Origin of the sequence: uncultured Bradyrhizobium sp., from assembly GCF_964252615.1 — a bacterium.
Classification (GTDB): Bacteria; Pseudomonadota; Alphaproteobacteria; order Rhizobiales; family Xanthobacteraceae; genus Bradyrhizobium.
On the sequence record NZ_CAXUNQ010000029.1, the window covers coordinates 14,801 to 26,213 of the forward strand.

At 63.6% G+C, this 11,413-nt stretch carries 14 protein-coding genes; 3 read left to right on the forward strand and 11 right to left on the reverse strand.

Annotated elements, in window-relative coordinates:
- Window positions 1-88: 88 nt before the first annotated feature.
- From prmB to uvrC, 5 genes are all read right to left on the reverse strand, one after another.
- Window positions 89-1,042: a 50S ribosomal protein L3 N(5)-glutamine methyltransferase gene (gene prmB / locus ACFE72_RS15165; protein ID WP_375413933.1), complete on the reverse strand. Its 954-nt coding sequence runs from the start codon at window positions 1,040-1,042 to the stop codon at window positions 89-91.
- Window positions 1,042-1,509, reverse strand: a complete 468-nt coding sequence (locus ACFE72_RS15170) for a molybdenum cofactor biosynthesis protein MoaE (RefSeq protein ID WP_375413934.1) — start codon at window positions 1,507-1,509, stop codon at window positions 1,042-1,044. The genes prmB and ACFE72_RS15170 overlap by 1 nt, the downstream gene beginning before the upstream one ends.
- A gap of 8 nt (window positions 1,510-1,517) precedes the next feature.
- Entirely contained in the window at window positions 1,518-1,769 is a 252-nt protein-coding gene (gene moaD, locus ACFE72_RS15175; protein ID WP_375413935.1) for a molybdopterin converting factor subunit 1, read from the reverse strand.
- On the reverse strand, window positions 1,766-2,380 hold the full coding sequence (pgsA, locus tag ACFE72_RS15180) for a CDP-diacylglycerol--glycerol-3-phosphate 3-phosphatidyltransferase (RefSeq protein ID WP_375413936.1): 615 nt from the start codon (window positions 2,378-2,380) through the stop codon (window positions 1,766-1,768). The genes moaD and pgsA overlap by 4 nt, the downstream gene beginning before the upstream one ends.
- A gap of 90 nt (window positions 2,381-2,470) precedes the next feature.
- Complete coding sequence (gene uvrC, locus ACFE72_RS15185; RefSeq protein WP_375413937.1) at window positions 2,471-4,528, reverse strand: excinuclease ABC subunit UvrC; 2,058 nt, start codon at window positions 4,526-4,528, stop codon at window positions 2,471-2,473.
- Window positions 4,529-4,707: 179 nt separating this feature from the next.
- Here uvrC and ACFE72_RS15190 point away from each other — a divergent pair, with 179 nt between their 5' ends.
- On the forward strand, window positions 4,708-5,325 hold the full coding sequence (locus ACFE72_RS15190; protein WP_375413938.1) for an outer membrane protein: 618 nt from the start codon (window positions 4,708-4,710) through the stop codon (window positions 5,323-5,325).
- A gap of 155 nt (window positions 5,326-5,480) precedes the next feature.
- Here the strand turns inward: ACFE72_RS15190 and ACFE72_RS15195 are convergent, their stop codons facing one another.
- The 4 genes from ACFE72_RS15195 to ACFE72_RS15210 all read right to left on the reverse strand — a co-directional run bounded on the left by ACFE72_RS15195 (window position 5,481) and on the right by ACFE72_RS15210 (window position 8,333).
- Window positions 5,481-5,696, reverse strand: a complete 216-nt coding sequence (locus tag ACFE72_RS15195) for a cold-shock protein (RefSeq protein ID WP_375413939.1) — start codon at window positions 5,694-5,696, stop codon at window positions 5,481-5,483.
- 243 nt (window positions 5,697-5,939) lie between these two features.
- Complete coding sequence (locus ACFE72_RS15200; protein WP_375413940.1) at window positions 5,940-6,800, reverse strand: 23S rRNA (adenine(2030)-N(6))-methyltransferase RlmJ; 861 nt, start codon at window positions 6,798-6,800, stop codon at window positions 5,940-5,942.
- 232 nt (window positions 6,801-7,032) lie between these two features.
- The gene (locus ACFE72_RS15205; protein ID WP_375413971.1) at window positions 7,033-7,710 is read right to left on the reverse strand and encodes a ribonuclease T; all 678 of its coding nucleotides are present in this window, start codon (window positions 7,708-7,710) and stop codon (window positions 7,033-7,035) included.
- Window positions 7,711-7,862: 152 nt separating this feature from the next.
- Window positions 7,863-8,333 (reverse strand): hypothetical protein, encoded by a 471-nt coding sequence (locus ACFE72_RS15210; RefSeq protein ID WP_375413941.1) that lies wholly within the window; start codon window positions 8,331-8,333, stop codon window positions 7,863-7,865.
- Between the two features lie 170 nt (window positions 8,334-8,503).
- Between ACFE72_RS15210 and ACFE72_RS15215 the strand changes: the two genes are divergently transcribed.
- Window positions 8,504-8,779: a hypothetical protein gene (locus ACFE72_RS15215; RefSeq protein WP_375413972.1), complete on the forward strand. Its 276-nt coding sequence runs from the start codon at window positions 8,504-8,506 to the stop codon at window positions 8,777-8,779.
- Between the two features lie 32 nt (window positions 8,780-8,811).
- Complete coding sequence (locus ACFE72_RS15220) at window positions 8,812-9,348, forward strand: DUF3617 domain-containing protein (protein ID WP_375413942.1); 537 nt, start codon at window positions 8,812-8,814, stop codon at window positions 9,346-9,348.
- Window positions 9,349-9,471: 123 nt separating this feature from the next.
- Here the strand turns inward: ACFE72_RS15220 and ACFE72_RS15225 are convergent, their stop codons facing one another.
- Together ACFE72_RS15225 and hisS are read right to left on the reverse strand one after the other, a co-directional pair.
- Window positions 9,472-9,675 (reverse strand): 4-oxalocrotonate tautomerase family protein, encoded by a 204-nt coding sequence (locus tag ACFE72_RS15225; RefSeq protein ID WP_375413943.1) that lies wholly within the window; start codon window positions 9,673-9,675, stop codon window positions 9,472-9,474.
- A gap of 132 nt (window positions 9,676-9,807) precedes the next feature.
- The gene (gene hisS, locus ACFE72_RS15230; protein ID WP_375413944.1) at window positions 9,808-11,304 is read right to left on the reverse strand and encodes a histidine--tRNA ligase; all 1,497 of its coding nucleotides are present in this window, start codon (window positions 11,302-11,304) and stop codon (window positions 9,808-9,810) included.
- Window positions 11,305-11,413 lie beyond the last annotated feature (109 nt).

Genomic DNA, 11,413 nt, shown 5'->3' on the forward strand with positions numbered 1-11,413 from the left:
GTCGTAAGTTGAACCGAAGGGCGGGGTGAGCGCAGCGAAACCGGCAACTGCGCCGATTGCTGGCGAGTCTCGCTGCGCTCAACCCGTCCTACAAGTCCTTGGCGCCGATCCAGAACACCTCGCCCTCGGACTCCTCGGTGTCGAGCCAGAGCAGCGGCAACCGCGGGAACGCGTCCTCGAGCCGTTCGCGGCCGCGGCCGATTTCGCACAACAGCCCGCCTTGCGGCGTCAGGTGGCTGCCGGCTTGATTCAGGATGCGCCTGACGACAGCGAGGCCGTCGGCGCCGCCGTCGAACGCAAGCTTCGGCTCGAAGCGGCACTCTTGCGGCAATCCGGCCATGCCTTCGGCGTCGACATAAGGCGGATTGCTGATGATCAGATCATACCTGCGACCGCCCAAGGGCTCGAACAAATCGCCCCGATGCAGCGAGATGCGATGCTCGAGTGCATAGCCATCGATGACGTTGCGCGCCGCGACTTCAAGCGCGTGAGCCGAGATATCCACCGCATCGATGTGCGCATGGGGAAAGCGGCGGCTCGCCAGCACCGCCAGACAACCGGAGCCGGTGCAGAGGTCTAGCACGCTTTTCACCGCCGCCGGGTCGTCGATCAGCGAAACCTCCTCGCTGAAATGCGAATCCAGGAGTTCTCCGATGAAGGAGCGCGGCACAATCACGCGCTCGTCGACGTAGAAAGGCAATCCGCGCATGTAGGCCTTGTTGACCAGATAGGCGGCCGGCTTTTGGGTGGCGATCCGGCTCTCGATCAGCCCGAGAATTTTCTCCGTCTCCGGCGCGGTGGTCCGCACCGCTGCAAACATTTCGAACTCATCGGGATGCAGATGCAGCGCTTCACTGACCAGAAAGGCAGCTTCCGCGACTACATCGGTGGTGCCATGCGCGAATACCAGTTCCGCCTCGACAAAGCGGCTCACCGCATAGCGAACAAAGTCGAACAGCGTCCAGCGCTCGAACGGCTTGGGCTTCACAGGTTTTCTCGCGGGACGGCTCCGCTTGGCCGCGGCTTTGGCGCTTTTGACCATCAGGACCCGGTCCAGCGGCCGGCGGCGGCGTCATCGCGCTCGTCGGCCTCCACCCACTTCGACCCCGCGGCACCTTCCTCGCGCTTCCAGAACGGCGCATGGGCTTTCAGATAATCCATCAGAAACTCAGCGGCCTGAAATGCCGCCTGGCGGTGCGCCGACGCCGCTGCCACCAGCACGATATTTTCTCCGGGTGCAATACGGCCGACGCGGTGGATGATGGTCAGGCCCGTCAGCGGCCAGCGTGACGCCGCGGTCTCCGCATGGCGCGCGATCTCCGCTTCGGCCATGCCCGGATAATGTTCGAGCGTCAGCGCGGCGATCGCCTTGTCGCCCTCGGCGCCGCGGCAGATGCCGCTGAACGTCACTACCGCGCCGATGTCGACGCGCGCCTTGGTCAGCGCGGCGACCTCCCGCGCGATATCGAAATCGGCTTGCTGGATGCGGATGGTCACGGCTATCGTCATGACGCAATCTAGCCGCCGGTCATCGGCGGAAAAAATGCAATCTCGCGCGCGCCGGAGATCATGGCGTCGGGCCTAACATGGGCGTGGTCGATGGCGGCGCGGATCACCCGCGGCGTCTCGAAAGCATGGGCATAGGCCTCGCCGCGCGTCGCCAGCCAGCCCATCAACTCGCCGACGGTGCGGACATCGGCCGGAGGATCGAGCATTTCCTCGGCCAAGCCTACGCGCTCGCGCACCCAGGCGAAATACAACAGCTTCATCCTTCATCCTCCTCGATGAGGTGATGGATGCCGGCGCGGAAATAATCCCAGCCGGTATAGATGGTGAAGATCGCGGAAATCCACAGCAGCAGCAGGCCGATCTGGGTGGTGAACGGAATCACCATGTCGCCTGCCTCGCCCGCCAGCAGAAACCCGATCGCGACGAGCTGGACGGTCGTTTTCCATTTCGCCAGCTTGGTCACCGGCACGCTGACCCGAAGTGCGGCGAGATATTCGCGCAGGCCCGACACCAGAATCTCGCGGCACAGAATCACGATGGCGGCCCACAGCGTCCAGCCGTGAATGATTCCGTCCGCCGCCAGCATCAGCAGGCAGGATGCCACCAGGAGCTTGTCGGCGATCGGATCGAGCATGCGGCCGAATGCGGAATGCTGCTGCCAGATTCGCGCATAGTAGCCGTCGAGAAAATCCGTAATGCCGGCGGCGATGAACACTGCCAGCGCCACCCAGCGCAGCCATAGCGGCCCGTCCAGGATGGCTTGCGCATAGATGCAGCCCACCACCACCGGGATCGCGGCGATCCTGGCGTAGGTCAGCATATTCGGCAGCGACAGCGAATGCCGCGCCGCCCGGGTGGTGACAGTATTCATCCGCCTTACCAATACCGCCGACGCGCCGAGGTCAACACCGCGCCGCAGCGATCCGGGCGGCGGCGCAGCAATATGACGCAGAATTCATCGCTATCCCGGCTGGGTGTGGAAAAATTCGAAAATCTTGCGCGCGCTTTCGGCGCTGACGCCGGGAACCTTGCCGAGATCGGCGATCGACGCCCGCTCGATTTCCTTCAGCGTTCCGAAGTGATGCAGCAGCGCACGTTTGCGCGAGGGCCCGATGCCGGGAATTTCCTGCAGGCCGGCCTCGCGGATATCCTTCTTGCGCAGCTTGCGGTGCGAGCCGATCACAAAGCGATGCGCCTCGTCGCGCAGCCGCTGGATGAAATACAGCACGTGGTCGCGCGGCTCCAGCTTGAGCGGCTCGCGGCCGGGCATGAACAGGGTTTCACGGCCGGCGTCGCGGTCCGGGCCCTTGGCGACCGCCAGCAGCGACACCTGGGTCAGTCCAAGGCCTGCAAAGATCTCCTGCACCGCACTGAGCTGGCCGCGGCCACCGTCGATGATCACGAGGTCAGGCCACTGCGGAAACGAATCGTCGTCTCCGGGTTTTGCCTCGCCCTCGGCGGGTTGCGCCAGCAACCGCCTGAAACGCCGCTGCAGCACCTCGCGCATCATCGCGTAATCGTCGCCCGGCGTGAGCCCTTCGGACTTGATGTTGAACTTGCGGTACTGGTTCTTGATAAAGCCATCCGGACCGGCGACGACCATCGCGCCGACCGCGTTGCTGCCCTGGATGTGGCTGTTGTCGTAGACCTCGATCCGCTTCGGCGGCTGCGGCAGGCCGAGCGTGGTGACCAGCCGCTGCAGCAGCCGCGTCTGGGTCGCGGTGTCGGCGAGCTTGCGGCCGAGCGCCTCGCGCGCATTGGTCAGCGCATGGGCGATCATCTCCTTCTTCTCGCCGCGCTGCGGCGTATTGATCTCGACCTTGAAGCCGGCCTTGATCGAGAGCGCGCTCGCCAGCAAATCGCATTCCTCGATTTGATGCGACAGCAGGAGCAGTTTCGGCGGCGGCTTGTCGTCGTAGAACTGCGCGAGGAACGAAGCCAGGACTTCTTCCGGCGTGAACGATTTCTCCGCGCGGGGAAAATAGGCGCGGTTGCCCCAGTTCTGCCCGGTGCGGAAGAAAAATACCTCGACGCAGGAATAACCGCCCTCCTGATGGATGGCGAACACGTCGGCCTCCTCCACGGTGCGCGGGTTGATGCCCTGCTGCGACTGGATCGCCGACAATGCGGCGAGCCGGTCGCGATACAGCGCCGCGCTCTCGAATTCCAGCTCCGCCGAAGCCCGCTCCATTTCGGCGGCGAGCTGCTGCTTCACGAGGCGGCTGCGGCCGGACAGGAACTCCGTCGCCTCGCGTACCAGTTCGGTATAGCCGGGGAAATCGATCTCGCCGGTACACGGCCCGGCGCAGCGCCGGATCTGATACAGCAGGCACGGCCGTGTCCGGCTTTCGAAGAACGAATCGGTGCAGGAACGCACCAGGAAGGCGCGCTGCAGCGCCGTGATGGTGCGGCCGACCGCACCGGCGGATGCGAACGGCCCGAAATAGCGTCCCGGACGCGACTGCGCGCCGCGATGTTTTAGAATCTGCGGCGCCCAATGGTCCCCGGTGATCAGTATGTAGGGGAAGGATTTATCGTCACGCAATTGCACGTTGAAGCGCGGCCGCAATTGCTTGATCAGGTTGGCCTCGAGCAGCAGCGCCTCGGTTTCGGTCGCGGTCGAGACGATTTCCACCGCCACCGTCGCGGCGATCATGCGGGCGATGCGTATCACCTGCCCGGTCGGCCGTGCATAGGAGGCGAGCCGCTTGCGCACATTCTTGGCCTTGCCGACATAGAGCACGTCGTTGGCGGCATTCAGCATCCGGTATACGCCCGGCGAAGTGGGCGCGTGGCGCACCGCGTGCTCGATTGCGGCGCGGCCGACCGCAAGCGGGCCCTCCGGCACCGCCTCCGTGCCGGCGTCGACGATATCGGGCAGCAGCCCCTCGTCATCCTCATCGCCGCCGGCGCCGGCCGGATCGAGGTCCGGGGAATTCGGCGGCAAGTCGGAGCTGGAACCGGGCTGCGATTTCGCTGCGTCGGATGGTGCTGCGGGCGCGGAAGGATCTTGATTCATGGCGTGAATTTAAGCGCTGCGGCCGGGCCTCGCCAGCCGTTAAGTCTTTCTTAAGAACAAGACTCCGGCGCTTCGGCGGCTTAACAACCCATTAACTTAAAACTCCCGATAAATCTTACTGGAAAAAAGCGCTGTTTCGTAACCGCGCGTGATTGCGGCCGGTAGCGTGGAGTTTTGAAATGAGCAGGATCGCATTCGCTGCAGGGGCGCTGGTCGCGGGCCTGGGTTCGGCGCAGGCGGCCGATATTCCCTACGGATCGCGCGCGCCCTATACCGTCAACCAGCCGCTCAACGCCTATAGCTGGGCCGGCCCCTATCTCGGCGGCAATGTCGGCTACGGCTGGGGCAGCGTCGGCAATAATTTCACCAAGCCGAACGGCATGCTGGGCGGCGTGCAGGGCGGCTACAACTGGCAGAACGGGCCGTTTGTATTCGGCCTCGAAGCCGACATCCAGGCCAGCGGCGCCAACGACACTTTCGCGCCGTGGAAGTTCTCCAATCCCTGGTTCGGCACCGTGCGCGGACGCGTCGGCTATGCTCTCAACAATGTGATGGTGTACGGTACCGGAGGTCTCGCCTTCGGCCAGTTGCGCGGCGAAACCTTCGGCCTGTCGGAATCCCACACCACCGCGGGGTGGACCGCCGGCGTCGGCGCCGAATTCGGGTTCGCCCAGAACTGGAGCGCGAAGATCGAGTACCTCTATGTCGATCTGTCCGACAGCCGTTTCACCATCACCGGCCTGCCCAACGGCTATCAATTCGGCCTCGTCCGCGTTGGCGTGAACTATCACTTCTAGTTTTCAATAAGAAAAATTTCGACCCAACTTCCCGGCCGCTTCGCGGCCGGTTTTTTTTCGGCAATCCCCTAGCCCGGATGCAGCTTCGGGCGCGCCGCCGGCGGCGCTGGCCGCCGCGGCGGGCGGTGCGGCGGATTACGCTGACGTGATCCGCCCTACAATGAAATCACCAGATTGACCGCTTTGGGACCTTTGCCCTTCTTGTCCGGTTCAACCTCGAACGTGATGCGTTGTCCTTCGATCAGATCCTTCAGTCCCGCGCGTTCCACCGCGGTGATGTGAACGAACACGTCGCGGCCGCCGTCGTCGGGCTTGATGAACCCGTAGCCGCGCTCGCCATTGAAGAACTTGACCGTCCCAGTCATGGCCATCGGGAAAACTCCTCTCCCCGCATTGCTACGCCGCTACGCGCATCTCGCGTTGCGGCTTGACCGGACATTTCGCGACCGGAAAGCTTGGCCATCGCAGCGGATATGATCCGCCTATAAAAATTTCAGGCCTTGTCACTCCGCCGCCCCCATTTCCGGAAGCGGAACGTAAAGCCAGTCCCAACATCTCAGCATAATACGGTTATCGGTCAATTGACTACGGGACTTTTTGGACTACGCGCTTGTTCAGGGCTTGGGCGTTTCGAGCCTGAACCGCCCGGCGCCGCCCTGGCCCAGCGGCTTTTCCAGTTCAGGCAGGATCGCTTTGAGTTCGGCCGCAAGGCGCCAGGGCGGGTTGACGATCAAAACCCCGGCCGAGGTCAGCGCGGCACCGGCCGTCTGCGGCGCGACGCTGAATTCCAGCCGCAGACACCTGGCCGGCGTTCTGGCCGCTCCGGTCACCTCCGCGACATGGCGTGCGAGGCTGTCGGTGGCGCGGCGGCTTTTCACCGGGTACCACAACAGATAGCTGCCGGTCGGCCATTTCACAAATGCCTGGGTGAAGCCGCTGGACAGCCGCTCGAATTCGTCCTTCTGCTCGAACGATGGATCGATCAGCACCAGCCCGCGCCGCTCCTTGGGCGGCACAAAGGCGGGCAGCGCCACCCAGCCGTCGAGATCGACCACCCGCGCCTGCGCGTCGCGGCGCAGCGCATCGATCAGGCGCTTGCGCGCGCCGGGTTCGACTTCGCAGGCCACCAGCCGGTCCTGCGGCCGCAGCAGCGCCCGCGCGATCAGCGGCGAGCCCGGATAGGTCTGCAAATCGCGCTGCGGATTGAACGCCCGGACGATATCGAGATAAGGCGCGACCAGCGGCAACACGGTTTCGGAAAACCGCGCCTGCATGATGCGGGCGATGCCGGTGAGCCATTCGCCGCCGCGGCGCGCTTCCTCGCCCGTCAGGTCGTAGACCCCGGCCCCGGCGTGGCTGTCGATGACGCGGAACGGCGCCGGCTTGTCATGCAGGTGAGTGAGAATGCGCACCAGCACGAGATGCTTGACGACATCGGCAAAGCCGCCGGCGTGGAAGGCGTGGCGGTAGTTCATGGGGTAGCATGTACGCTACGCGGGGCATTTGAGCAAAGCAGCCGCCACACATTCAATGTCGTCCCCGCGCAGGCGGGGACCCATACGCCGTGTCGTCGATGTTCTGGATGATGCCAGCATCCTTGTCTAAATATCGTGCCCATAACCACGGCCGGTGGTGATGGGCTCCCGCCTGCGCGGGGACGACGTGGATGGCGAAGCGCGCCACATGACGCGGCGCATTCGCGGCGAGTTATCCGCCCCGCACCGGCGGCATCACCACGGAATTGCGGCGGCAGGCGCGGCGGTCGGTTTCCTCGCAGGCGCGGAACTGCAGGTCCTTGCTCATGCAGATCCGCACTTCGCTCAGGCGCGCCTTGTCGCAGATCACCGCGACCGCTGAATTGCTCAGCCCCGGATTGGCCTTGATGAAGGCGGTCTCGATCTCGTCCGGCGCGATGGTTTTGGCCGCGGACAATTGCAGGAAATCGGCGGGAATCTTCACCGCGGCGCGTGCCTTGCGGATGGTTTCGAAATAAGCGCGCGCGCCGAGCCCGGAACAGGTGCCGTGCTTGTCCCATTCGCTGAAGATCAGCCCCGGCGCCGGCATCAGGTCCAGCATCGAGACCATGATGTTGCGGTCGAGCCGCGGCGGCGGCCGCTGGCAATAATCGGGAAAGCCGCGCTCATATTGCGGCCACAACCCGTGCACCACAAATGCAAACGGCCGTCCGCCGCATTGCGCCTGCTGCGAGCGCCCGCCATTGCCGCGCTCGGAGGCGGCCTCGCAGAACGAGGGCGACCATGACAGCGACAATACGTAGAAATCGAACTCGCCGGGCGCATTCTGGCGGCGGTCCTGCGCCGGCGCGCCGCCGGCCGCAACGGCGAGCAGGCACAGCGAGATCAACATCCTGGAAATCGAAACCATCCAAATACAACGCATCACAAGCCCCTTTCCTCGTCCATATCCTAGGCGGAGAACAGGAACATCTCAAGAACAGGATAAGAGTGACGGTGGTCGATCGCAACTGCCGGTGGCAGGCGTTTCGCGTCCACGCCAGGAGGCGTATCGGGAATGACTCAGGGCCGCGCGGCCTTGCAGGCGGGATTGTAGGCCCAGTCCCGATCCAGCCCGACCACGCAGAATTCGATGCCGTTGCCGAAACTTGCAAAACCGCCATCTTCGATGATCGAATAATACACCGGGCGCGGCTTGCCATCGCTGATCATGGCCGTCGCCGCGCAAAAACGCCGCGGGATATTGTCCGATTGCCACGGCCGGAATGCGATTTCGTGCACCCGGTCATAGCCGGTAATTTGCAGGGTCGAGTTCCAGAACGTGCTTTCCTTGTCGGCGAATTGCGACGAAATCTTACCCAGCGCCGATTCGCAGGGCGGCAGGTTGCCGTCATACCGCGGACCGGACAAATAGAAGTTCTTTTCCAGAAAACTCGCCGCCTGCGCGGCCTGCCCGAACGCCAGCAGGCCGACAAATGCGCCGAGCACACGACGGAGGCCGAGTTTTCTGAAAGACGATAACAGCTCGCGCATGGCCAATCCGCCGAATGATGCAGGTCGTCGACGGTGGCGCGAAGCCCCGGCAAGGTCAAGTGCAGCGCGGCAACACTGCCGATAACTCCACATCGAAGCGCCCCGCCGTTCTTTTCACGGCCAAGGATGCGCTCTATGGTGCGCGCGCAAGAATGGAGTCTGCGATGCGAATGGCGATGCTGGTGGCGGTGGGCGGAATGCTGGCGTGCGGGCAGGCTGGGGCCGATACCGTGCCGCCCTTCAAGGGCAACGACACCGGCGGCATCATCGCCTTCGAACTGGCGACGCAGGCCGATGTCAAGCTGATGGCGGTCGAGCACTGTGCACGCTATGGCAAAGTCGTAAAATTCCTCGCCGCGCAAGCTGGTTACGGCGGCTACATCTCGTTCGCCTGCCGCTGGGTGCCCTATGGCGCGGCCGAGCGGCCGCTCAGCGTTCGCTACTGAGCCACAAACCTATTCGCAGGCGGAGGCGCAGCATGACGCGACGGTTTTTTCCATCTGGTGTTTCGACGCTTCTGGTTGCGCTGATGCCGTGCGCCGGGCCGGCGCTCGGCGTCGAGCTGCCGACACGCAAGGCCGGGCTGTGGGAATTGAAGATGCTGCGCGCCGGCTCGCAAATGCCGGAAATGACGATGCAGCATTGCACCGACAAGACCACCGACAAGCAGATGACCACGTCGCTGTCGCCGATGGCGAAGCAAAACTGCAGCAGGAACGACACCCAGAAGACCGCGACCGGGTATATCACCGATTCGGTGTGCAGCTTTGGCGGCACCACCATGACGTCGCATTCGGAAGTGACCGGCGACTTCAACTCCGGCTATTCCGTAAAGGTTACCTCGCACAATGACGGCGCCCCCGCCGGGGCGCCGCGCGACACCAACATGACGCTGGAAGCGAAATGGCTCGGCGCCTGCCCGGCCGACCAGAAGCCCGGCGATATCGTGATGCCCGGCGGTTTCAGGATGAACATCACCGACATGGAAAAGCTGAAAGGCCTGATGCCGAAATAGGCGGCGCGGCAACTCAGACGGGCTGTCATTGCGAGCAGCAAAGCGACCAGGCATCCGGTCTTCCCTGTTGCTTCTGGATGGCTTCGCTTCGCTCGCAATGACGCCAGCACCCGAACCGCTGCGCTACCTGCTCTGCGCGGCCTTGCGCTCCACGAAGGTCTTGCCGCCCTTCATCTTGTGGGTCAGCGGCGCCTCGTTGATTTGGATCACGACGTTGTCGGCCTCGACGCCGAGGTTCTTCACCAGCGCCTGCGTGATGTCGCGCATCATCCCGGCCTTCTGTTCGTCGGTACGGCCGGCGGCCATGCTTATGGTGATCTCGGGCATGCTGGTCTCTCCCTTTGCTCTTGCTGTCGTCATGGCCGGGCTTGTCCCGGCCATCCATGTCTTTCTTGCAACCTTCATTATCAAGACGTGGATGCCCGGGACAAGCCCGGGCATGACGGCTTGAATGAATGGCTACCCCCACGTCACCCCATGCCGCGCCAAAACCTCGCGCACGGCCTCGACGATCTTGTCTGCGTCGACTTCATATTGCGCCTCGGCCTGTTTCTTCAGGTATTCCTCGCGGTCTTTTATTTCGGTGAGGCCGGCGCCAAGGATGAGGTCCTTGATCTGGATTTTGCCATTCGCCTTCTCGTCCGAACCTTGAATGATCGCACACGGCGAATTGCGCCGATCGGCGTATTTCATCTGCTGACCGATGCTGTGCTTTGGGTTTCCAAGATAGAGTTCGGCACGGATGTTGGCGTTGCGCAAGGTCGCGACCATTTTCTGGTAGTTCGCAATCTCGCCGCCGAACACGGTGACGACGACCGGGCCGAATTCCGGCTTGACGTCGAGCTTGCCCAGCATGGTGAGCGCCGCCTGCAGCCGCGACACGCCGATGGAAAACCCGGTCGCCGGCACCGGCTCGCCGCGAAACCGCGAAACCAATCCATCGTAGCGTCCGCCACCGCCGACCGAGCCGAAGCGGACCGGGCGGCCTTTTTCGTCCTTGGTGTCGAGCAGCAGTTCAACTTCGTAGACTGGGCCGGTGTAGTATTCGAGGCCGCGGACGACCGATGGATCGATCCGGATACGGTCTTCGCCGTAGCGAGCGGACGTCACTATTTCCGATATCCGGCGCAATTCGGCGCGTGCGCTTTGAACCAGTTCGGGTTCAAATAGATAACGATACGCCGCCTCATTTTCAGAGGATGGCTCTCCGATATAGTTGGCGAGTGCTTTGGCGTGCGCTTCGTCTAGACCGGCACCCTTTGTGAAGTCGCCCTTGCCTTCTTCGCCACCGTCCCAACGTCCAACGGTGAGAAGCTTGACGACGTCGCCAATCAGAAATTTGTCGAGCTTGTCGACGGCACGCATGACTGTGAGCCATTGCGCGTCATCGCTGACGCCGATGGCTTCCCGCATGCCATCGAGCACCTTGCGGTTGTTCACCTTCACCACATAGCTGCCGCGCGGGATGCCCAGCGCCTCCATCGTATCCGCCGCCATCATGCACATCTCGGCGTCCGCGGCAGGCGACGCCGAGCCCACCGTGTCGGCGTCGAACTGCATGAACTGGCGGAAGCGGCCGGGGCCCGGCTTTTCGTTGCGATAGACGTAGCCGGCGCGGTAGCTGCGATACGGCTTTGGCAACGCGTCGAAATTTTCCGCGACATAGCGCGCCAAGGGCGCGGTGAGGTCGTAGCGCAGGCTGATCCACTGCTCGTCGTCGTCCTGGAATGAGAACACGCCTTCGTTGGGACGGTCCTGGTCGGGCAGGAACTTGCCCAGCGCGTCGGTATATTCGAACGCCGGCGTCTCCACCGGCTCGAAGCCGTAGCGCTCGAACACCTCGCGGATGGTGTCGGTCATGCGCCGCGTCGCGGCGATCTCGGCCGCGCCGCGGTCCTCCAGCCCGCGCGGCAGGCGGGCGCGGAGCTTTTGCGGTTTTTTGGGTTTTTCGGCCATGGGCCGGGTAGGTATCAGCGCGGACCTGAGGCGGCAAGCGGCGGTTCGTGCCCCCAACGCAGCGCAGCGTGCCGCTCTTCGCAGCGTGGGCGCTGCTGAGCCTGAGGCC